21 protein-coding genes are annotated in these 20,881 nt (G+C 55.3%); 7 read left to right on the top strand and 14 right to left on the bottom strand.

The genetic code is table 11. The features are described from left to right. Window positions 1-52: 52 nt before the first annotated feature. From GZH47_RS10470 to coxB, 4 genes are all read right to left on the bottom strand, one after another. Entirely contained in the window at window positions 53-373 is a 321-nt protein-coding gene (locus GZH47_RS10470) for a cytochrome C oxidase subunit IV family protein (RefSeq protein WP_162640047.1), read from the bottom strand. 3 nt (window positions 374-376) lie between these two features. Then, complete coding sequence (locus GZH47_RS10475) at window positions 377-997, bottom strand: cytochrome c oxidase subunit 3 (protein ID WP_162640048.1); 621 nt, start codon at window positions 995-997, stop codon at window positions 377-379. Next, complete coding sequence (gene ctaD / locus GZH47_RS10480; protein WP_192043632.1) at window positions 994-2,847, bottom strand: cytochrome c oxidase subunit I; 1,854 nt, start codon at window positions 2,845-2,847, stop codon at window positions 994-996. The genes GZH47_RS10475 and ctaD overlap by 4 nt, the downstream gene beginning before the upstream one ends. 68 nt (window positions 2,848-2,915) lie before the next feature. Beyond that, window positions 2,916-3,956 (bottom strand): cytochrome c oxidase subunit II, encoded by a 1,041-nt coding sequence (gene coxB / locus GZH47_RS10485; RefSeq protein WP_162640050.1) that lies wholly within the window; start codon window positions 3,954-3,956, stop codon window positions 2,916-2,918. A 352-nt stretch (window positions 3,957-4,308) separates the two neighbouring features. Between coxB and GZH47_RS10490 the strand changes: the two genes are divergently transcribed. From GZH47_RS10490 to GZH47_RS10505, 4 genes are all read left to right on the top strand, one after another. Next, the gene (locus GZH47_RS10490; RefSeq protein WP_162640051.1) at window positions 4,309-5,037 is read left to right on the top strand and encodes a hypothetical protein; all 729 of its coding nucleotides are present in this window, start codon (window positions 4,309-4,311) and stop codon (window positions 5,035-5,037) included. Between the two features lie 441 nt (window positions 5,038-5,478). Next, window positions 5,479-5,925 carry a MarR family winged helix-turn-helix transcriptional regulator gene (locus GZH47_RS10495; protein ID WP_162640052.1) on the top strand — a complete coding sequence of 149 codons (447 nt, stop codon included), beginning with the start codon at window positions 5,479-5,481 and terminating at the stop codon, window positions 5,923-5,925. 82 nt (window positions 5,926-6,007) lie between these two features. Continuing rightward, window positions 6,008-6,391: a DoxX family protein gene (locus tag GZH47_RS10500; protein ID WP_162640053.1), complete on the top strand. Its 384-nt coding sequence runs from the start codon at window positions 6,008-6,010 to the stop codon at window positions 6,389-6,391. A gap of 53 nt (window positions 6,392-6,444) precedes the next feature. After that, complete coding sequence (locus tag GZH47_RS10505; protein ID WP_162640054.1) at window positions 6,445-7,221, top strand: pirin family protein; 777 nt, start codon at window positions 6,445-6,447, stop codon at window positions 7,219-7,221. Between the two features lie 115 nt (window positions 7,222-7,336). Here GZH47_RS10505 and melA read toward each other — a convergent pair whose 3' ends face one another. The 4 genes from melA to GZH47_RS10525 form a co-directional block, all read right to left on the bottom strand. Beyond that, the gene (gene melA / locus GZH47_RS10510) at window positions 7,337-8,845 is read right to left on the bottom strand and encodes an alpha-glucosidase/alpha-galactosidase (RefSeq protein WP_162640055.1); all 1,509 of its coding nucleotides are present in this window, start codon (window positions 8,843-8,845) and stop codon (window positions 7,337-7,339) included. Between the two features lie 144 nt (window positions 8,846-8,989). Next, window positions 8,990-9,889 carry an AraC family transcriptional regulator gene (locus GZH47_RS10515; protein WP_162640056.1) on the bottom strand — a complete coding sequence of 300 codons (900 nt, stop codon included), beginning with the start codon at window positions 9,887-9,889 and terminating at the stop codon, window positions 8,990-8,992. Window positions 9,890-9,898: 9 nt separating this feature from the next. Beyond that, entirely contained in the window at window positions 9,899-11,086 is a 1,188-nt protein-coding gene (locus GZH47_RS10520; protein WP_225446433.1) for a SulP family inorganic anion transporter, read from the bottom strand. A gap of 154 nt (window positions 11,087-11,240) precedes the next feature. Then, window positions 11,241-12,833 carry a HEAT repeat domain-containing protein gene (locus tag GZH47_RS10525; RefSeq protein ID WP_162640057.1) on the bottom strand — a complete coding sequence of 531 codons (1,593 nt, stop codon included), beginning with the start codon at window positions 12,831-12,833 and terminating at the stop codon, window positions 11,241-11,243. Window positions 12,834-13,138: 305 nt separating this feature from the next. On the opposite strand from GZH47_RS10525, the gene GZH47_RS10530 reads away from it, so the two are divergent. The 3 genes from GZH47_RS10530 to GZH47_RS10540 all read left to right on the top strand — a co-directional run bounded on the left by GZH47_RS10530 (window position 13,139) and on the right by GZH47_RS10540 (window position 15,086). Continuing rightward, complete coding sequence (locus GZH47_RS10530) at window positions 13,139-13,312, top strand: hypothetical protein (RefSeq protein ID WP_162640058.1); 174 nt, start codon at window positions 13,139-13,141, stop codon at window positions 13,310-13,312. Beyond that, the gene (locus tag GZH47_RS10535; RefSeq protein ID WP_162640059.1) at window positions 13,313-13,903 is read left to right on the top strand and encodes a metal-dependent hydrolase; all 591 of its coding nucleotides are present in this window, start codon (window positions 13,313-13,315) and stop codon (window positions 13,901-13,903) included. 313 nt (window positions 13,904-14,216) lie between these two features. Beyond that, the gene (locus GZH47_RS10540; protein ID WP_162640060.1) at window positions 14,217-15,086 is read left to right on the top strand and encodes an AraC family transcriptional regulator; all 870 of its coding nucleotides are present in this window, start codon (window positions 14,217-14,219) and stop codon (window positions 15,084-15,086) included. 221 nt (window positions 15,087-15,307) lie between these two features. Here GZH47_RS10540 and GZH47_RS10545 read toward each other — a convergent pair whose 3' ends face one another. From GZH47_RS10545 to GZH47_RS10570, 6 genes are all read right to left on the bottom strand, one after another. Continuing rightward, window positions 15,308-16,048 (bottom strand): ABC transporter permease, encoded by a 741-nt coding sequence (locus tag GZH47_RS10545; protein WP_162640061.1) that lies wholly within the window; start codon window positions 16,046-16,048, stop codon window positions 15,308-15,310. Further along, a complete protein-coding gene (locus tag GZH47_RS10550) occupies window positions 16,041-16,967 on the bottom strand; it encodes an ABC transporter ATP-binding protein (RefSeq protein ID WP_162640062.1) in 927 nt (308 codons plus the stop codon). Before GZH47_RS10550 ends, GZH47_RS10545 begins: the two co-directional genes overlap by 8 nt. 111 nt (window positions 16,968-17,078) lie before the next feature. Further along, entirely contained in the window at window positions 17,079-17,924 is an 846-nt protein-coding gene (locus GZH47_RS10555) for an ABC transporter permease (RefSeq protein WP_162640063.1), read from the bottom strand. Further along, a complete protein-coding gene (locus tag GZH47_RS10560) occupies window positions 17,924-18,910 on the bottom strand; it encodes an ABC transporter ATP-binding protein (RefSeq protein ID WP_162640064.1) in 987 nt (328 codons plus the stop codon). The genes GZH47_RS10555 and GZH47_RS10560 overlap by 1 nt, the downstream gene beginning before the upstream one ends. Further along, the gene (locus GZH47_RS10565; protein ID WP_162640065.1) at window positions 18,907-20,148 is read right to left on the bottom strand and encodes a hypothetical protein; all 1,242 of its coding nucleotides are present in this window, start codon (window positions 20,146-20,148) and stop codon (window positions 18,907-18,909) included. The genes GZH47_RS10560 and GZH47_RS10565 overlap by 4 nt, the downstream gene beginning before the upstream one ends. Next, window positions 20,145-20,669, bottom strand: a complete 525-nt coding sequence (locus GZH47_RS10570; RefSeq protein ID WP_162640066.1) for a sigma-70 family RNA polymerase sigma factor — start codon at window positions 20,667-20,669, stop codon at window positions 20,145-20,147. The genes GZH47_RS10565 and GZH47_RS10570 overlap by 4 nt, the downstream gene beginning before the upstream one ends. Window positions 20,670-20,881 lie beyond the last annotated feature (212 nt).

The following is a 20,881-nucleotide window of genomic DNA, read 5'->3' on the forward strand; positions in this document are numbered from 1 at the left end:
ACAACAAAAGAGGGGGTCGGCAAGGACCTCCCCCTCTTCAATTAACACCGTATTACCACCAAGCCCAATATTCAGCCATGATGACAATCGTGAATACGACGAACACGCCCATCAAAATTCCGATAATCGGGTACAGATGTCCCCGATCCTTCATGTGCATCCAGAAACCCATTTGAATGAAAACTTGAACGCATGCCATCAGAACGAGAAACAAGTAGATAAACGTAGTGTTGATTTCGCCTGCTGCAACCATCGCGAATGCGATGATTGTCAGCAGGATGGACATGATGAAACCGATGATATGTTTCTTAGGACCTTCGTGTTTATGGTGTTTTTCTTGCTCATTGACTGCGGAATGTTGTTGACCTGACATTCTTTAGCCCACCTTTCCCATCAAGTACACGACGGTGAAGATGAATACCCACACGACGTCGATAAAGTGCCAATAAATACCGGCTACATATATCTTAGGAGCTGTTACGACATTCAAACCTTTTTTGAAGATTTGACCGATCAGAATGCTGATCCAAAGGATACCGAACAATACGTGGGCACCGTGGAAGCCAACCAGCGTATAGAACGATGTACTGAATGCGCTTGTCGAGAACTTATGACCTTCATGAACGTAGTTTGTAAACTCGACGATCTCGAGTCCAAGGAACCCAAGACCCAGCAAGATCGTGATAACCAACCAGATGATCATCGACTTTACTTTATTCGTGTGCATCGACTGAATCGCGAACACGCTGGTAAGCGACGAAGTCAACAGGATGAACGTTGCCCAAGCAGTTGTCGAAAGCTCGAACAACTCCTGCGCGCTCGGGTTGCCGTCGCCAACTTGATGGCGAAGCGCGAGGAACGCCGAGAAGAGCGTTCCGAACAATACGGTTTCGGCACCAAGGAACAGCCAGAAACCAAGAACTTTATTACGGCCTTCGAGCGTTGCTTTCTCGGGCTCGTGAGGCAATTGTCCGTCTACGTGCGAATGTCCGCTCATGCCTTAACCCCCTTATCACCAGTGATTTCATCCACTTCGATATGGAAGCCATGATCGTCGTACACCGAACGCAGGAACATGCAGAACAGCGTAATTGCCAAACCGAAGATCGCTACGATGTGATTGTTGAACAAGAAAGCTTTGAAGCCATCGCCGTAATCGCCTTTGCCGTACATGAAGCCAAGACCTGCAATGAAGAGCCCCACTGCCATGACAAACGGCAGAATCGAAGGCGAAGGCATATGGATCGAACCGAGCGGCTCGGCAGGCAGCATTTCTTTCTTGCCTTCCATTTTTTCTTTCCAGAATGCATCATAACCACGAACAAGCGGCGTTTGAGCAAAGTTGTACTCAGGTGCCGGGGATGGAATCGTCCATTCCAGCGTACGGCCGTCTTCCCACGGATCATTCGTTGCATTGCGCGGTTTGAACGACGTGATAACGATGTTTAGCAAGAATACGATCGTACCGATTCCCATCAGGAATGCGCCGCATGTACTGATCATATTGAGATTGTTAAAGCCTTGACCGTCCAGGTACGTCCATACGCGGCGCGGCATCCCCATCAAACCGAGGAAATGCTGTACGAAGAACGTCAAGTGGAAACCGAGGAAGAATGTCCAGAAGCAAAGCTTGCCAAGACCTTCGCTCAGCGTGCGTCCGAACATTTTCGGCCACCAGTAGTATAGCCCCGAGAACAGGCCGAGAATCAAGCCGCCCACGATAACATAATGGAAGTGGGCAACGACGAAGTACGAATCGTGATACTGGAAGTCGGCAGGAGCTGCTGCAAGCATGACCCCTGTTACGCCGCCCATTACGAATGTAGGCACGAAGCCTACAGCGAACAGGTTAGCCGTCGTGAACCGGATCGATCCGCCCCACATCGTAAACAGCCAGTTGAAGATTTTGATACCTGTCGGTACGGCAATCAGCATGGTCGCGATGGAGAACAACGCATTCGCTACAGGTCCAAGACCCGTCGTGAACATGTGATGCGCCCATACCATGAAGCCGAGGAAGCCGATCAACACGGTTGCGAATACCATCGAGCTGTAACCGAACAACCGTTTCCGGGAGAACGTGCTGATAACCTCGGAAATGACGCCGAAAGCAGGCAGGATAAGAATGTATACTTCGGGATGTCCGAAGATCCAGAAGATATGTTCCCACAGCACGGCGTTACCGCCATTGGTCGGTTCGAAGAAGTTACCTCCGAAGAGCCGGTCGAACATCATGGCAACCAAGCCGACCGTCAGTGCAGGGAAAGCGAACAGAATCAAAGCAGAAGTGATAAACGCCGTCCAGGTAAACATCGGCATACGCATGAAGCTCATGCCTGGAGCACGCATATTAATGATCGTTACCAAGAAGTTGATACCGCCGACCAGCGTGCCGATACCGGCGATTTGAAGACCGATAACATAGAAGTCAACGCCGTGACCGCCGCTGAAAGTAGGCGTTGCAAGCGGTGCGTATGACGTCCAGCCTGCATCGGGCGCGCCGCCGGCAAACCAGCTGACATTCAGCAGGACGCCGCCTGCGAAGAATGTCCAGAAGCCGATCGCGTTAACGAACGGGAACGCTACGTCGCGTGCGCCGATCTGCAGCGGCACGATCGCATTCATCAAGGCGAATATGATCGGCATCGCCGCAAGGAAGATCATGGTCGTTCCATGCATCGTCAGCAATTCGTTAAACGTGTGCGCTGCTACGAAATCATTCAATGGCTGCCATAATTGAATGCGGATCATCAATGCTTCCAATCCGCCTACCAGGAAGAAAAATCCGCCTGAGATCAAATACAGAATGCCGATTTTTTTATGGTCAACGGTTGTTAGCCAGTCCATGAGACCACTATACCGCTTAACCTTGTGTGCGTGAGCCAAAGTAGGTACCTCCTTCATTCCGTAAGTGATTAATAGTCTAGTTTCAAGCCCGCCAAGTACTTCGCGATGCCATCGATTTGTTTCTCGGTCAAATCAACCTTAGGCATCAATGTGCCTGGTTTAACTTCCTGAGGATTGGTAATCCATCTCTTCAGGTTGTCTTCAACCGAACCTTCGTTGGCATATTCAGGCTGATCCGTGTTGACCAAGATACCTGCGACCGTTTGTTTGCCTCCGATACCCATGAGGTTAGGATAAGCAGCACCGCTGCTACCGATTGCATGGCAAGTCAGACATTGTTTATTAAGCACGTCCGCAACTTCTTGATCTTGAGGAGGAGCTACAGGCGACTTCATTGCTGCAACCCAACGGTCGAACGAAGCCTTGTCCACGACTTTGACTTTGAAATCCATCAAGGAGTGTGAAGGTCCGCAAAGCTCTGCGCACTTGCCAAGGAATACGCCGGTATGATCGGCTTTAAAGTACATCGTGTTCACGTTTCCGCCCGGGTTCGTATCCACTTTACCCGCCAGGGACGGGATCCAGAAGGAGTGAAGAACGTCGGCAGTCTTCGCTTGAACGGAAATGATCGTACCTTCCGGAATAACAAGCTCTTGCGCTGTTTTAACGCCAAGTTTGGAATATTCGAACTCCCACCAGTACTGGTGAGCCGTAACATTGAGTTGTACGGCATTCGGGTCTTTCGTGTAATCCTTCGCAAGCCCGAATACGGAATTAACCGTCGGAATACCGACGATAATCAGGAGAATGATTGGAATAACGGTCCAAATAATCTCCAACTTGTGGTTGCCTTCCACTTGAACCGGGATCGATTTGTCACCCGGACGGCGGCGATAGCGAATAATAACATAGCCTGCGATTACGAATACGATCAGAACGACGACAACCATGATCGTGATCGTAAGTTTCATTAGTCCGAACTGTTCTTCGGCTACCGGTCCTTGCGGTCTCAGCGTCGATAAGTCAGCTCGTCCGCAAGCTGACAGCAGCAACACCATTCCGGCGAGAAGCGGCAATAGCCGTTTTAGAACGTGCCACCGTTTCATCATCAATCAACCCCACTTTTTACGTTTTGACAGCAGCCGTAGACAGTGCAAAAAGCGGCTCTGCTGCTTGTAAATCCTAGATGTGTAGACAACTTCCGCAATCTAATCACTTAAATAAATATAAAGTTGCAGGTGCTATTTGTCAATGTTCCCAAGGATGTTCACAAAATGTTCTCATCCCTAGTGAAACCAACGATTTCCCCGTTTTTTAGCTTGCCAATTTTCACTTCTGAAGCTCCATGTCTATCCTACATTGTGTGCATAAACCATGGTTCTTTATGTATCGGTTCGCCATGCATATTTGCTCTCCGCTCGCCCATTCTAAGGACAGGCAGAAGAAAGGAGCGACCTTACGATGAAGCAAGCACGTTTTCTTACTTTGCTTACCGCATTAACGCTAAGCGTGGTCGTCACAAACGGCTGCAATTATCAACGCTACGTTCAAAACAGCACATACGATTACGGAAGCAACAACAAAGGCGATCCGAAAATGCTGGGCAGCCGCATGTTCGGTACCGTAAGCGGATTGCCCGGACAGCACGACAATGCCTGGTTCGAATACAGCTCGCTGATTTCCAACGACGTCTCGAATATCAATGGCGTGGCCGGCGCCATCGCGATGCTGACGGACAAGAATGCTTATATCGCCATTACGACGGACTGGACGGCAACCGGCACGCTCAAATCCGGCGGACGCAGCACGCGCGAACAGAATAACTCGGGTTCGACGCAAGGCGTATACAATGACGATAGCGGCAGCCCGTATTGGAACAATCAGCGAGTCGCAACGCCGTACAATTCCAACTTCACCGTCAATGACCATAATCAAATCTCCGACGAGCTTAAACAAACGATCGCGGTTCATGTCCGCAAGCTTGCGCCAGCCGTTCAGGAAGTGCATATCTCCGCAAACATGGAATTTAACAATCACTTGATTCAATACGCGCAGGAAGCATGGGCAGGCCATTCGCTTAAGCCTTGGCTGTCCTCCTTCAACAAGCTGGTGCAGCATCAGTTCGCAGGCGGCAACGAGGTCCCGGCGCCAATCGAAGTTCAACGAGGGCGCGCAGCGTTCCACAAGTAAGCCGCGGTAAGCCTAAGCTTCACCGTTCCTGGCCGGAGTATTCGATACGGATGCTCCGGCTTTTACGTTCGCAACGTTTCGCCAAGGAAATTATTCAAGAAACTTATTTAATGAAGAGAAAAAAAATTTTCCCTTACATCCCCAACTCCAGTAGGATCGTTCTCGCTCTCTCTGAATGGCCTCCTTATGATCAGCACACCTACTTTTACCCGTTTCTTCATTATATACTCTCAAAATACTCAAAATGTATCCTGGGCCGGTATTCATAAGGATGAGCCGAAGAGCGCGGCGATGAGGGCTGCTTTTTCCGTTTCAAGCTTGACAATTCGTTCGTCATGATATATCTTTAATTTAAGATATCAACCATTAAGTCTTTATCGTACATGATCGCTGTTGAAATTAGCATTATCAGAGCGCCAACTACTAAACGAGGTGAGGACCTTGACTACGCCTGACCATAACCATGCATTGAATCTATTCATCACCCTATCCCGCGCGCATCAGTGGGTAACCGCTCATGTCCATCAGGACATTCGGAAACGCGGCCTTAATCCGACGGAGTTCGCTGTGCTGGAGCTTCTGTATCACAAGGGCGAACAGCCGCTGCAGCAGATCGGCGAGAAGATCTTGATGACGAGCGGCAACATTACGTATGTCATCGACAAGCTTGCGGACAAAGGATTGGCGCAGCGCAAAGCGTGTCCGACAGACCGCCGGGTCACTTATGCGGAGATTACGGAACAAGGCAAACACTTTCTGGACGAAGCTTTCCCGCCGCATACGGAAGCGATCTCGAAAGCGGTCGAAGGTCTTACGCCGGAAGAACAGGCACAAGCGGCTCAGCTATTGAAGAAGCTCGGGATCGCTGCCCAGAGCAGTTTTACGTAGCGATCGTACGAGGAGGGCTTCGCGGTTACGGCCGCCCCCTTAACGGTTCACGTTCGCATTTTCGGAGGAGGTTCCTACTCGAATGTCGCTTGGCTTATTGATTATTCGTTTGGCCGTCGGATTGACGCTAGCCGGACATGGCGCCCAGAAGCTGTTTGGCTGGTTCGGCGGATTCGGGCTGAAAGCAACCGGCAGTTGGATGGATTCCATGGGCATTAGACCGGGCCTTGTCGTCGCGCTGCTGGCCGGACTAGCCGAATTGACCGGAGGCCTGCTCTTCTCTCTTGGTCTTGGCTTGCCCCTTGCCGCGACGCTGATCGTCTTGCCGATGCTCGGCGCGATTGCTGCCGTTCATATTCGACATGGCTACTGGGTGAGGCAGAACGGCATCGAATACAACGTCATTATCATCGCTGCCGCAGTAGGCATCGCGCTTGTCGGCGCCGGAGACTATGCGGTGGGCTGAGGCGATTTGCGGATTGAATTGCAGCATTCTTATTTATAAGGAGGAAAATCGATATGCAAACACTTGTTTATGGACCGACTTTGCAAGCAACCGGTGCTTTTGACCGCGGTAAAATCACCGAACAGAAACCGATCGGGTTCTCCGGCGAAGGTTCCGTCGTGAAACGGGTCAGCACGTTATTCTATTGGGCTTGGGCGCATGCCAAACACGATGGTTATATTCCGCTTCATCCCCATCAAGCCTTTGAAATCATGACGTATGTCGTCTCGGGGAAAGCCGAGCATGGGGATACGCTCGGTACGAAGAGCACCGTCGGCGCCGGCGGCGTCCAGCTGATGCAGACCGGATCCGGCGTCAGCCATGAGGAACGGTTCGTCGGCCCGGACATGGAAGGCTTCCAAATTTGGTTCGAGCCTTCGATCGAGGAAGCACTGAAAGTAAAACCGACCTACAATCAATACGAGCACGAAGCATTCCCGATTGTCCAAGGCGAAGGCTTCACGCAGAAAACCGTCATCGGAGAAGGCTCTCCGATCAGCATCACCGCCGACGCGCGCATGTGGGACGTCGAGCTGGAGCCTGGTGCCGTATATCGCCATCCGATCACGAAAGACCGCTCGCTGACCGCGCTTGCCATTCGCGGCGACGGTACATGGTCGTATGCGGATCAATCCGATAACCGGACGACGTTCCAGCACAAGGACTTCATTCTGGTCCGGGCGGAACGGACGGCCGAAGCCGTCATCGCCTCGACCGGAGACGCGCCGCTGCGCCTCATTCTGATCGACGTGCCGACATCGGTGGATTATCCGCTTTATCCGAAACGATAACGATCATTCGTTACATTCGTTACATTCGTTACATTATAAATGCTTCAAAAAAAAGGCTTCGTACCGTTCGGCTTAACAGCCAAACCTACGAAGCCTTCTTCTGTTCTGTTCCGTACTAGTGCGCCGCAGCCGGACGCTCCTTCGCTTTATCCGATTCGATCGCATTGCGGGTTGCCGCTTCGCGGTCCTCCATCTGCTCTTCGATCGTTTTCGTTTTCAAACGGGCCGCGCCTTGATAGTTCTCGCGGGTCGGGAGGAGATTGCCCGCTGCCAGGCGCTTCTCCGCCGCATCGATCGCGGAGGCGTATTGCGGTAGCCATTTCGCTTGCGCAACGAGCATCTCGTCGACCATTTGCCAAATTTCCTTCGGATTGCATACCGCGCCCACAAGCGGATCCATCATCATCGCTTGGCGCAGCAGCTTATCGTCGCCGTTAACGGAAGCTTCCACTGCGAGACGCTGCACGGAAATGCTGACATTGCACACCGCAGCGCAGCCTAGTGGCAGATCGCCGACGACCGGCATATTGATGCCGTTGCGGTCCACGTAGCCCGGCGCTTCGATGATCGCGTCGTCCGGCAGGTTCGTAATGACGCCGTTGTTCACGACGTTGAAGTGCCCGCGGTAGACACGGCCTGTTTCTAATCCTTCAATAATATACGAGCCGTGCTCCTCGCCGCGTTTCTCTGCGGAATAGACGAACGGATCGCCCTTCATCCAGTTCGGGAATTCGGTCTCGAACCAGTTGCGTCCTTCGGTACAAACGCGCAGGTAGCCGCCCGTCTCGCCGTTGATCCATGAACCCAGATCGATCCACTCGTTGATCTCTTCCGGACGCTTCCGGTACCAAGGCACGTATTCGCTCAGATGGCCGTTGGATTCCGTGGAGTAGTAGCCGAAGCGGCGCAGCATATCGATACGCACTTTCTCCGTCTGCTTGAACTCCGGATGGTTCTCGAACGCTTCCAGCAGGTCGCCGGTTCTGTCGGCTCCGTTCGTCTTGACGGAAACGTACCACGTCTGGTGGTTGATGCCCGCGCAGATGATATCGACTTCCTTCTTCTGCAAGCCCAGCGCCTTTGCGATCTGATGATGACCGCCTTGCACGCCGTGGCACAGACCGATGGTGCGGACGCCGCCGTATTTGTTGCACGCCCACGTCAGCATCGCCATCGGATTCGCATAGTTGAGCAGCAGTACATTGGGATCCGCGACCTCGCGAATGTCCTTGCAAATCTCGAGTATTGCCGCGATGCCGCGCTGCCCGTACATGATGCCGCCTGCGCACAGCGTATCGCCGACGCATTGGTCGACGCCGTATTTCAGCGGAATGTCCACGTCATGCTGGAAGGCTTCCAGGCCGCCGATCCGCACGACGCAAAATACGTATCGCGCATCCTTGAGCGCTTCGCGGCGATCCGTCGTCGATTGAATCGTAATGGACAGGCCGTTCTCGGTAATGTCGCGCTGAACCAGCTGCGTGACCATCTCGAGATTATGTGCATTAATGTCAGTAAATGCAACTTCGATATTGTTAAACTCAGGTACCGACAGCAAATCGCGCATCAAACCGCGCGTGAATCCGATCGAGCCCGCTCCTACGAAAGCTACTTTAAAAGACATGAAAAAAGCCTCCCTTTCACCTGTTTGAATGCATGTAATCCTTACACTCATTGTAGCAGGCGGCGAAAGAAGGCGTTTCCACATTTGCAACAGATTTCATCGAGGCATGTCAACTATTTCAACCTTATACGTTCACGCATCAGGTCATAAGGTAGAGAACGACTGGATCGACGCTGCCGACTTGCGATAAGCGGCAGGCGACATGCCTGTCGTCTTCTTGAACAGCATGCTGAAATATTGCCGGCTGTTCAGTCCGATATAGTCGGCGACTTCGATGATCGGGACATCGGTGCTGGCAAGCAGCATCTTCGCCCGCTCCACGCGCAATTCCGTTAAGTACTCCGTGATCGAGACGTTCATGTTCGCTTTAAAAATCCGCTGCAAGTATACCGGATGTAAGCTGACCGCCGCCGCAACGTCTTTGGCTTGGATATCGCAATCGTAATGCTGATGGATGTACTCGGCCGCGGTGCGCACGTAGCGGTGAATTTGACGTTCCGCGCTGTCCTTCGCATCCTCGGCGGCAAGCCGGGCCACGCGGACCAACAGCTGTGAAATGAGCAGGTTCGTCATCGTTTCCTTGCCTGCCCCTGCGCCGCCGATATCAAGCTCCATCACGAGACTCTTCAAGATATGCTGCACATCCGCCGAATCCCGCAGCACGATCGTATCCAATTGCCGTTCCAGCATGGCCAATAGCGCCGGATCGCCCTCAGCCAACTGATTTAATGAAGGGAAAACTCCCTCGCAAGGCTTGAACGTGAACTCGACATTCAGCATTCGGCACGGACTGTCCTTATCGACGCGCAGCTTATGCGGTACGCCGGCATCCAGCATGATGAGATCGCCTTTGCGCATCGCGATTACTTCGTTCTTGGTCTCCACGGAACAGATGCCGGAGATGACATACATGAACTCCGTCGCATCATGCGCATGGAAGCCCATCAGAAACTCGTCCCACTGCTTATAGTAGTAAGCGACGATTTTCGGCCGGAATTCGCCGGAGGACCGCCACTTCGCATCAAAGAAACTGCCTCCATGCATCCGCGTTCCCTACCCTTCCGAAGGGCGGCTCCGGCCCCGGGTTCTGCGCTGCAGCAGCGCGAACATAGCGCTGACGATGACGCCCGCGATAACGCCGACCGCCAAGTCATGCGTTGCAACGACCGCCGCGACGGTAACGACCATCACGATCGTTTCGCCGACGGGCACCTCGCGGACCTTGAATACCGATTTCCAATCGAAAATCGCCGCGCACACCATCAGCATGATGCCGACGAGCGCAGCCATCGGAACGAGCGACAGCAGGTCGCCGAGCACGACGACGAGCAGCAGCAGGAACAAGGCGGCGACGAGGGTGGACAGTCGATTCCGCCCGCCCATGCGGACGTTCAGAACCGATTCCGCTACGAGCGCGCAGCCGGCCATGCCGCCGAAGAAGCCCGCGATGAAATTCGCGATGCCCTGGCCGCGCATTTCGCGGTTTTTGTCCGTTTTCTCCCCAGTCGTTTCGTCCAGCAAATTTTGCGTCAGCATCGTTTCCGTAAACCCGACTACGGCTAGCGACAGCGAGTACGGCAAAATAATAAGCAGCGTCTCCCACGAGAACGAAACGTCCGGGAGCAAGAACGAAGGAAGCGTGACGTCGATCTTCGCAATGTCGCCAATGCGGCTGACGTCATGGATGCCGAACGCCCAAACGACGAACGTCAGCAGAATGACGGCGGCGAGCGGCGAAGGAATCGCCTTGAAATACCGCGGCAGCACGTAAATAATGAGCAACGCCGCCGCCGCGAATGCGTACATCGTCCAAGAAGCGTGGTCGAAATAGCGAAGCTGCGACAGGAAGATCAGAATCGCGAGCGCGTTGACGAAGCCGGTCAGCACGGGCTGCGGCACGTAGTTCATCAGCTTGCCGAGCTTGAAGACGCCCATTAAATATTGAATGATGCCAGTCAGTATGGTTGCCGCGAATAAATATTCGATCCCGTGCTCTTTCACGAGGGTCAGCATAAGGACCGCCATCGAACCCGCCGCTGCGGAGATCATTCCCGGGCGGCCGCCCAGAAACGTGATAACAAGCAGGATGCAGATCGAAGCATATATGCCGACCGTCGGCGGGACGCCGGCCATAAACGAGAAAGCGAGCGAATCCGGAATCAAAGCAAGCGTTGCCGTGATGCCCGCCAGCACATTCAAACGGACATCCGACGTCCATTGTTTTCGCCAAGTGTAATTCAAATCGTCACCTCTAACCGATAGTTTCGTTCCGGGTGCCGGCATTCCGGCACACCAACTCTATCGGTTAGCATAACCTGCTCCCGAGAGCAGGTCAACGTTCAATTTAGGCTGGCCGACGCGGTTCCGTCAGGCGTTCGGGTCGGCTGCGGAGGAGTTAAAACGTGCTCGCTTTGTGCGTATCCGAACACCAGCGGGCGGTGCGGTAATAATGGATCAGCACGTCGATCGCCCTCTCCGTGCGCAGTGCCGTCAACGCCTCGAACGCATAGGCGCGAGCGTAGCGGTCCTTGCTCCCGAGCCCGGCTTGCAAGCCGGATAGGACGAGCTCCGGATCCCCCAGCTTGCCGATGCGAAGCAGAGAAAGCGCGGCCGTGTAGGCGATTTTGTTCGTAATGTAAGCCTGATTCGCAACGTACAGATCGGAACCCCCGGCCGAACCCGTGTCTTCGGCGGCTTCCCGCCGCACCGCTTCCTTCAGCATGCGGACCAATGCCGGAACCGTCAGTTCCGCCGGCTCGCCGATCATCCCAAGCGCCTCGACGGCGTTGCGCCGCACCCACTCGCTCTGGTCTTCGAGCGCCGCGATCAAAGCCGGCACGGCCGAGGAGGCCCCCGCTCCGTTCATTCCGAGCGCGAAAGCCGCCAACGCTCTGCTGTTCTCTTCCGCCTGCCCGAGCGCCAACGCCAAATCGGGCACGGCCGCCGCGCCTGCAGCCTGCAATCCGTAAGCCGCCCGCTGCGAGGCCAGTTTCGAGCCATGCTTCAGCAGCTCCAGCAGCGCCTGCATGCCTGTCGTTCCCATGCGGCCAAGCGCATAGGCCGCATTGAGTCCGGCGTCCTCGGCCGGCGCATCCTGTACAAGCGCGCTCAGCTTGGCCGCGCTGCCCGCGGCGGCTTCGCCGATCAGCCCCAGCCGATCCGCCGCTATGGCGCGAACGGCCGCGTCGCCATCCGATAGCTGCGCGTCCAGCGCTGCCATTTCACGCTCACGCAGTTCGGCTACCAGTTCAGGCTGCTCCGCCAGCTCGGAGCCGGCACCCGAACGATTGCCCAGATACCAGTTCCACGTATCCTGCCACAATACAAGATGCCCGTCCGGACGATCCGCAGGGAAGTCCGGCACCGGATCGCTATGATTCCAGCTTGGCGATACCGGCTCCCGCAAACGGACGAACTGGAATTTCAGCATGTACCGGTCGAGGTTCGACGTATTGAGCGACGCCTTGTGCCACAGGTCGAAATGAACGAGCGCGATCGTGCCCGCTTTGCCGGTCGGGAGTATCGTCTCCCTTCCCGGCAGCTTCTCGCTGTATTGGGAGCCCGGCATGATGGCGGTCGGCCCCATTTCTTCCGTAATGTCCTGCGTATAGTAGAACATCATGACCCACCATGGCCGATGGCTGCGCATCGACGACCAGTAGCCGTCCTTATGCCATTGACCGCCTCCCGGCATCTGGTTGCCCGGCTGATTGTAGTGCATGTGACGATGCGGATGCATGTAGTAGTCCGGTCCCAGCACGCTGGTCAGCGCGCCTTTGACGACAGGCGTTTCGAAGAACTTCCCGATATCCGGCACGCGAGGCAAAATATTATTGCCGGGATTGCCCTCCTCCTGCATGACGAAATCGATTTGCCGCATGACGCTGCGGTGAAGCGCCTCCGGTAGCTCATTCTGCAAGACTACGTAACCGTTCGTAATGAAATCAGCCATTTGCTTATCGGATAATAAGTTCAATTGTTCGTTCATATGCTGCATCTCCTTAGCTCACTAGTTGTTCATGCTGTATTAAATGTACGCTTATAGCGTTAGTTTGTATTTAGCAGCCAGTCAGATCGTTGCACGATCGTCAGGTCATATAGCTGCACACTTCACAATTCATACTTCACAAACGAAATACGCATGGCGAAGGGCGGAATAAACGTCTTAACCTGGACTTCCTTCAAAAAGTTAAAAAACGCTCAAAACCATATTGACACAAGTTTCCATTGGTTATATTATAACCATAGGTTAGTAACCATTGGTTATAAAATGATGTACGGGAGGCTGCTCTTATGAGTTTCATCGTGTTCATGCTGCTGTTCACAGTCGTCTGCGGATTTCTTGACGCCCGCATCGGCAACGGATCGGGGAATCTTAACGGGACTGAGAATCGTCATGGAATTGCGAATCGGATCAGGTTTGGAAATCACAACGGACGCCAGTCCGGCAAAAAGGGGATGCATTGAATGTTCGCAGGACATTTCGGCTTGGCCGCCGCCGTGAAGGCGAAGGATACGAACACGCCGGTATGGGCGCTCATGCTGGGCACGCAGCTGCTCGACGTGATTTTCGTGCCGCTGTTCGTCACCGGCAAGGAAACCATCATCGCCGTCGGAGGAGACGGCTATGGCGGCGGTCTCATTCATGCGAATTACACGCACTCGCTGGCGGGGGCCGTCGTCATCTCGCTTCTGGCACTGTGGCTCGGCTGGCGGATCTGGAGCAAACGATCCGGCATCGTCATCGGACTTGTCGTCTTCAGCCACTGGCTGCTCGACCTAATCGTTCACCGACCGGATCTGCCGATTCTCCCAGGCAATGCCGGCCATCTCCCGCTGCTGGGCTTCGGACTCTGGCAGCATTCCGCGATAAGCGCCGCACTTGAAGCCGCCATGATCGCCGGAGGATTCCTGCTCTACTTCCGCTCGGCCGTCGCGAGGTCCAAGTCGTCCGGGATCGGCGCGGCCTCCACGATGAAATGGGCGTATCGTTCTTCTGCAGCGATGGGTCTGCTGCTCTTAGGCTCTTTGCTGACCGACACGCTGCTGGGCGGGTAAAAGGTTAAACGAATCGCAAAAGGGACGTCTCTGCCGAGGCTGCGCTTGACTGCGCTTGCGGCGTTGACGTCCCTTCTTGGGATTCGCGGCTGTCTGCGTCCTTTTCGGCTGTCTCTCCCGCTTCTCCTTCTTGTTATCGATTCAATTTGCCTTATAATGAATGGAAACCGCGCGGATCCGGATGCTCTCCTGGTTGGGTTCGTCCGCTCATTTCGCATCAGGCAAATGAACGGGAAGCTACCGAGTAGCAGCCCCGCGTCCTACTACAGGCCGCTGCCATATTCCGCAATCCATGGAGAGGAGGCAAGCCTTAATGGATTTCGCCCGTTATCATCCCTTCGTCTATTACGCGACCAAATACATCTTCTCCCCGGATCAGGCAAGCTTGAACCGGCACTGCTATTCCGCCTCCATCTACTTCGTCACAGAAGGCAGGGGCATCTTCCGCTCGCAAGGCTGCGAATTCGAGGCGCTTCCAGGCATGATGGTCTATATGGAAGCAGGCCGATGCCATGATTGGATATCTAGCCGCCACGACCCAATGACCCATGTCTGCTGCTATTTCGACTGGCATTACGTGGACCGGACCGAGACATTCGGCGATGCGTCGGCCCCGATCTGCTACGATGCGTCCCAATTACAGCCGGAGCTCGTCGGCCCTTCGTTCCCGTATCCCCTCGCGGAAATCGCCGACGCCGGCGCATCGCTTCGCGGCTGGGTCGAGCTGCTGCAAAAAAGCTATACGGGAAACGCGCATACGACGGAGCGGACGTTCCTGCGCGGCATGGCGGTTCAAAGCTATTTCCTGCAATTCATCGAACAGTTCCTGAACTTCTCGCTGCAGGAGAATCAAATCCCCGACCCGCGGATTACGAAGCTGCTTGCGCGGATCGAGGACGATCTTCTGAACGGCAGCCGCATCCAGCCGGAAGTCTATGCGGAATCGCTCGGTTTGAGCAGGGGCTATTTCTTCGAGCTGTTCAAACGAACGACCGGAACGACGCCGATCCAATACATGAACCAGTTCCTCGTCCATCGGGCCAAGGATGATCTGCGTTCCTCGAACTTAAGCATCATGCAGATCGCGGAGAAGTACCATTTTCAGTCCTTGCATTATTTCTCCAGGCTGTTCAAGCAATATGCCGGCAAATCGCCGCAGTCCTATCGGTTGGAAAACAGCTGACGGCGAACCTGGAACATGCACTGGTCAATCGCCGATACGGGTTGGGTTGGTTGGGGTTGGATTGGGTTGGTTGGGGTTGGTTTTGCGCCGCAAAGTAAAATAGCAGCAGCAGTCTACACAAAGAAAGAGCGTCCGAGGCATTAATCCTCAGACGCTCTTCTTCATTCGGCAGCTGCCGGCAGCCGCTTCCGTAATTTGCTCACTTAGGTATTCGCATCCCGTTACCCGCTATGCACGTCCGCCCGGCGGAAGTACGCAGCGATCAAGAACAGCGGCACGACGCATGCAATCGCCAGCGTCGCATAGCCGATCGAGGCGGAATTATGATCCGGCGACAGATCCGTCGTCAGATTAAGAATCGCGCTCCACGGATAATACATGATGTACTTCGACTGCATGATCGTCATCTCCGAGATGACCGCGAAGATACCAAGGCCCATGGCAGGAATATAACTGCGCCAGAGCAGCGCCACGGCAGCCGAGATCGGCGCCAATGCGTATTCCAGCAGCAGCAGCAAGCCGAATTTACCCGCCTGGTCGAAGAGCAGCGACATCGTGAACGATTCCGATGCTCCATGGAAGACGAACCCGGAGCCTAATACGAGCAGGAACGACAGCAGCATGACCGCCAGCAGCACCGGCAAGGTGATGATGAACTTGGCTGCCAGAACGCTGAGCCGCGAGTGCGGTCCCGTGAGCATGTTGTTGACGGTCCGTTCTTGAAATTCCCGCGCGAACATATAGCCGATCAATAAAGAAAATAAGGCCGGGCACATCAGCATCGCCATGATTTGCAGGTCCGTCTCGAAATAGTTCTTCCAATGAAACGGCTCGTCATTGCTTGCGCCGTTCAACGTAATAAAGAACACGAGCAGCGCGGGCAGCAGCGCCCCAAGCAGCACGAGCCACAGCATCCGCGACCGGCGCCATTTCAACCATTCGCATGCGATCAAATCAGCCACGCGCTCCACCGCCTTCCACTAAACGTACAAAGTAATCTTCCAATGAGTCCTTCATCGCGACGAGGCTGCTGACCTCGATGCCTTCGCGGACGAGCAAACGGTTCATTTCGCCCGGCTGCCGTCCTTCGTCATAGATGCGGAGCCAGCCGTCATCTTCCATCCGGCAGTCCCGAATGCCGAGCTCGCCCTTCAGCAACTGCTGCGATTTGGCGAAATCGTCGACCTGCAAGCCGATATACTGCCGGTTCTTGTCCTTCAGCGCGCTCATCGTGGACTCCTCCAGCATCACGCCGCGGTGAATGATGCCGACCTTCGTCGCCAGCTGCTCCACCTCGCTCAAAATATGGCTGGACACGAGTATCGTGATCTTCCGTTTCTGCGCCAGCTCCTGAATGAGCAAGCGGATTTCCTTGATGCCCATCGGGTCAAGACCGTTCGTCGGCTCATCGAGCATGAGCAGCTCAGGTCCGTGCAGAATGGCCCGCGCGATGCCGAGCCGCTGCTTCATGCCGAGCGAGAAGTTGGACGCCTTGCGGTTCCGCGCTTCCCACAGACCGGTCGTGTGCAACGCTTCCTCCATCGACTTCTTGTCCTTGACGCCCATCATCCGGCGATGCAAATCCAAATTCTCGATCGCCGTCAAATTCGGATAAAAGCCGGGGTACTCGATGACCGAGCCGACTTTGCGCAGCACCGCATTGCTCCCTTTGCCGACTTCTTCGCCGAACAGCTTCACGGTGCCCGAGGACGGACGGATGAGTCCCATCATCATCCGAATCGTCGTCGTTTTGCCGGCGCCGTTCTGTCCCAGGAAGCCGTAAATATCGCCCTGGTTCAGCTGCATGTCGACGCCGTCGACCGCTTTCACGCCTTTATAATGTTTGCATAAGCCTTGAACCTGCAGAATTGCCTGTCCCATTATGATGTGTCTCTCCTTCTCCCATAGGTGTGCAATAATAGTCTCTATCTATGCTTCCGATTCGAACGCGGCCTCTGTCTGAAACAGCTTCACCGCTGCCGCTGCGCAAGGCTAGGCAATATCTTTGCGTTTGAGCGCGAAGCAGCCCAGCGCCAGCAGCGCGGCCCAATAGAACACCGAGTATCCGATAAACGACGGACTCGGGATGTTGGACGGCGAGAACGGCCCCAATTGGCTCATGATGTCCGGCAGCAGCGGCAGATCAAGACCGTTGATAATTTCGTACGTCACCCGCGAGAACAGCGAGTTCGACGGCATCAACATCGAGATGGCCAGCAGCATGCCGCTAAACGTGTTGCCGCCGCGCGCGCTGATGAGCGTTTCCGCAAAACCGCTGAACAAGCTGAGTCCGTACAGAATCGCGCAGGCAACGCCGTTGCCGAGCATCGGGAAGAAAACCGAGCCGAGCATCGACACCGCAAGCAGCAGCATCGGCCCCCAGACAAAAAGCAGCCATGCCCGCAGTATGCTTCCAAACGCCAGCGGGACATCCGCCATTTGCTGCACGGGGAGCAGCAGCGCCATAAACAGGACAGTGCAGTAGATGGCGATCCAGAACGCCGTGCCGAAATATTTGCCGAGGTAAACTTTCCACCGCGGAATCGGCCGCGCCAAGACGGCCAGCATCAGCCCGTTCTCCACCTCGCCCGAGATCGCCCCCATCGTCGCGAAGAAGACGAGAAACGCCACGATCATGCCGGCGAACAGCAATCCGAGCGAGAGCAGCGTCACGCCTTCCATAATGCCCTCGAAGGGCAGCTTGATCAGCCTTGACTGGTGCATCAGTTTGTACAGCCCGAAGTTGAATAACCCGATAAACAGCAGCGTCAGCACGGAGGTGACGAGCACGATCTTCTTGCGAAACAGCTCTTTCCCCGCAAAAACGATCCAAAGCATCAGCGTTTCCCTCCTTTGCCGTCCGCGCGGGAGGCATCAGCCGAATCAGACTGGCCGGACATGGACAGAAACCATTCTTCCAGCCGTTCCTGAACGGGCTTCACTTCATACAAGGTGGCGCCTTGCTCCATGAGCAGCCGGTTCAAGTAGCCGATCTGCTCCCGGTTATGCGCCACGACGCGAAGCACCGCGCTGCCGTCCGCCGCATGCCGGATGACCGCCACCGACATGCCCGGCAGCAGATCCGCAGTCAAGTCCGCTTCAAGCTCCGGCTCCCAGCCTCCGACCGCAATCTCCCAGCTCGTGCCGGCATGCAGCAGCTCGCTCATCGTGCCGACGGCGCGAAGCTGACCCAGATGGAGAAACGCGACCTCGTCGCATACCGCCTCGACGTCTTCCAGCAAATGCGTATTCAGAAACACGGTCTTGCCTTCCGATCGCAGCCGTTCCAGCAGCTGCCTCACTTCGTAACGTCCGATCGGATCGAGTGCCGACGACGGTTCATCCAGTATAATGAACGTCGGGTCCAGCAGCAGGGCGCAAGCTAGGCCGAGCCGCTGCTGCATGCCTTTGGAATAATGACGCACGCGGTCGGAGCCTCGGCTGTTCAACCCCGTCATGCGCAGCACTTCTTTGATCCGCGACGCCATGCCGGAAGAGCGCGTCTGCGAATACGGCATGCCGCTTAGCCCCGCGTGGTAACGAAGCACTTCTTCGCCGGTCAGCCATTCCTGAAAGCGGAAGAGCTCGGGCAAATACCCGAGTTCCCTTCGCGATTCCGGATGGCCGATCGGTTTGCCGAGCAGCATGCCGCTGCCGGCGTCCGGACTCAGCAGGCCGACGACCATTTTGACGAAGGTGCTCTTGCCCGCCCCGTTCGGACCGAGCAGCCCGAAGATTTGGCCCTGTTTTATTTCCAAGGAAATATTCTGGCATCCGGTGCCGCTCGAATACGTCTTCGATAAACCGTCCGTCTTTAAAATCATGCTTTCATCAATCCTTCAGCTTCCTTAATAATGTCGTTCTCGGCCGGGTAATCCGATAGCGATCCGTTCAGCGTATACAACCATCCGTCCTGCAGCCAAACGATCGCGCGATTGTTATTGCTTGTGCTCACGATCGCATCGTTGCCGCCGATCTTCATCGTCTTCGCGCTTTCGCCTGCCATCGAAGGTACCGGCAGCGTATGGCGCCAGTCGCCGATTGCGGCTAGTTTCGTACGCAGCTCGTCGGGAAGAACCGGCAAATCGAGCACGGCCTGGCGCACCTGTTCCACGTCGACTTCGTCCGGCACGTCCAGCGTCGGCGCCTGCAGCTGCACGAACTGTTTGGAGGATCTCGAACCGTCTTGATTCGTCCGGATATCCATCGTGAAGCTATCCGGCACCGTGATCCGAATCGGCGCGTTATCGATCTCGTCCGGGAACGCCGTCTTGCCGCCGAGCAGCTTAAGCAGCTTGTTGATTTCCTTCGGATGCAGCTTGAAGGTAATCTCCTGCTTCGGCATATAGGCGATCGCGTTGGCGTCCGCGCCCGGCAGCAGCTTGAGCGGCCGTCCCGCCAGCTTCCCGGCTTCCTCGGCTCCGACGGCGCGCTCCGTGCCGCCGCCGCTCTGCTCGATTTCGCCATAGAGCCTTAAGTCCAGCTGACGCGTTCCGACCGTGCCGTCCTGCAGCGCTTCACGGAAACCGTTCAAATCCGATTCGGTAATCGACACCGACTCGAAATGCTGCACCCGGAACGTATTGATCATGCTCGCCATGACGTCCTGCCCCCAAGACGAGAACAGCATGACGCCCGCGACGACTGCCGCGACGGCGCCCGTCATCCATCTGCGTTTCAGATGTCGCTTCCGCTTGATGGCCGGCGCAGCGGAATCCGGCATGGCATCAATACGATTAGTCAGCTGCCCGGCAGCGATTGGTTCAGCAAGCCGTGCGTCCTTCATTGCATGGCCTATTTCAATTGATGGCTCTGCGATAGAAACGATCCGCAAAGCCGGCGCAGCGTGAACGCCGTTTGCATGCGGGTTTGTATTCTCATCCGCTCCAATCGACGCCGTGTTCGCCTGTTCCGCTTGATCCTGCTCTGCTTTCATCCAAGCCGCCGGAACCTTCTCGCCCTTCACCGTTTGGAACAGCCGTTCCAGTGCATCATCCACCTGCTCATCCGTAATATCCCATTCGGGCTCGCGATTATGCGAATGTCTCGGATCTTTGCTCATGACTCCATAACCTCCTCGGACAGCAAATTTTTCTTCAGCCGGTTCGAAGCCCGCATCAGCAAGGTGCCCACGATCTTCGGGTTCACCTGCAGCGCTTCGGCGATTTCGGCATGGCTGTAACCCTTTTCCTTCATTAATAGTGCGCTTCGGTCGCGCTCGGACAGCTTGTTCAGCACGTTGCGCACGACCTCCCGCTCCCAGTTCTGAATGACCGCCGTCTCGTTGGACGGATGCGCCTGCTCCTCGGACATCGCCTGCAGAAGCTGCTTCTCCGCCAAATTCGATTGGCGGCCCGTCTTGCGGTAATGATCATATACGATGCGGGTCAATACGCGATGCAGCCAGGGCCCGACACGATCCAGGTCCTCCGGCGGATTGCGATACAGCCGCAGAAACACGTCCTGCGTCAAATCCTCGGCCGCGGCGCGATCCCCGATGAGCTGGGCGATTTTGCGAAGCACGACCGGGTAATGCTCCCGGAACAGTGCCTGAAACTTGGCCGGCCTAATCTCTTGTTCCATACGACTATCACCTCCTCAGCCTTCATGTAGTAAGACGACGCCTGTATCTGAAATATAGCATACCTCATCCGCCAATTTCTGGGCGGGTGCCGTCATGCGTTCCGCCTCGCGTGTTGCAGAGAACGCGAAAAAGACCCGGCAGGTTTCCCTGCCGGGCCTTCGGGGCGTTGCTTTTGAAAATCGCCGAGCTTCGATCAGCTTTAATTCGTTCC

Origin of the sequence: Paenibacillus rhizovicinus (assembly GCF_010365285.1) — a bacterium.
In the GTDB taxonomy this organism is placed as follows: Bacteria; Bacillota; Bacilli; order Paenibacillales; family Paenibacillaceae; genus Paenibacillus_Z; species Paenibacillus_Z rhizovicinus.

Excerpts from the sequence above, each read along its gene's own strand:
- GZH47_RS10475 (WP_162640048.1), bottom strand. The coding sequence starts at position 997 with ATGAGCGGACATTCGCACGTAGACGGACAATTGCCTCACGAGCCCGAG.
- GZH47_RS10555 (WP_162640063.1), bottom strand. The coding sequence starts at position 17,924 with ATGCTTTGGATCGTTTTTGCGGGGAAAGAGCTGTTTCGCAAGAAGATC.
- GZH47_RS10505 (WP_162640054.1), top strand. The coding sequence starts at position 6,445 with ATGCAAACACTTGTTTATGGACCGACTTTGCAAGCAACCGGTGCTTTT.
- coxB (WP_162640050.1), bottom strand. The coding sequence starts at position 3,956 with ATGATGAAACGGTGGCACGTTCTAAAACGGCTATTGCCGCTTCTCGCC.
- GZH47_RS10550 (WP_162640062.1), bottom strand. The coding sequence starts at position 16,967 with ATGGGACAGGCAATTCTGCAGGTTCAAGGCTTATGCAAACATTATAAA.
- GZH47_RS10560 (WP_162640064.1), bottom strand. The coding sequence starts at position 18,910 with ATGATTTTAAAGACGGACGGTTTATCGAAGACGTATTCGAGCGGCACC.
- GZH47_RS10525 (WP_162640057.1), bottom strand. The coding sequence starts at position 12,833 with ATGAACGAACAATTGAACTTATTATCCGATAAGCAAATGGCTGATTTC.
- GZH47_RS10490 (WP_162640051.1), top strand. The coding sequence starts at position 4,309 with ATGAAGCAAGCACGTTTTCTTACTTTGCTTACCGCATTAACGCTAAGC.
- GZH47_RS10535 (WP_162640059.1), top strand. The coding sequence starts at position 13,313 with ATGTTCGCAGGACATTTCGGCTTGGCCGCCGCCGTGAAGGCGAAGGAT.
- GZH47_RS10500 (WP_162640053.1), top strand. The coding sequence starts at position 6,008 with ATGTCGCTTGGCTTATTGATTATTCGTTTGGCCGTCGGATTGACGCTA.
- GZH47_RS10470 (WP_162640047.1), bottom strand. The coding sequence starts at position 373 with ATGTCAGGTCAACAACATTCCGCAGTCAATGAGCAAGAAAAACACCAT.
- GZH47_RS10530 (WP_162640058.1), top strand. The coding sequence starts at position 13,139 with ATGAGTTTCATCGTGTTCATGCTGCTGTTCACAGTCGTCTGCGGATTT.
- melA (WP_162640055.1), bottom strand. The coding sequence starts at position 8,845 with ATGTCTTTTAAAGTAGCTTTCGTAGGAGCGGGCTCGATCGGATTCACG.
- GZH47_RS10570 (WP_162640066.1), bottom strand. The coding sequence starts at position 20,669 with ATGGAACAAGAGATTAGGCCGGCCAAGTTTCAGGCACTGTTCCGGGAG.
- GZH47_RS10565 (WP_162640065.1), bottom strand. The coding sequence starts at position 20,148 with ATGAGCAAAGATCCGAGACATTCGCATAATCGCGAGCCCGAATGGGAT.
- ctaD (WP_192043632.1), bottom strand. The coding sequence starts at position 2,847 with ATGGACTGGCTAACAACCGTTGACCATAAAAAAATCGGCATTCTGTAT.
- GZH47_RS10540 (WP_162640060.1), top strand. The coding sequence starts at position 14,217 with ATGGATTTCGCCCGTTATCATCCCTTCGTCTATTACGCGACCAAATAC.
- GZH47_RS10515 (WP_162640056.1), bottom strand. The coding sequence starts at position 9,889 with ATGCATGGAGGCAGTTTCTTTGATGCGAAGTGGCGGTCCTCCGGCGAA.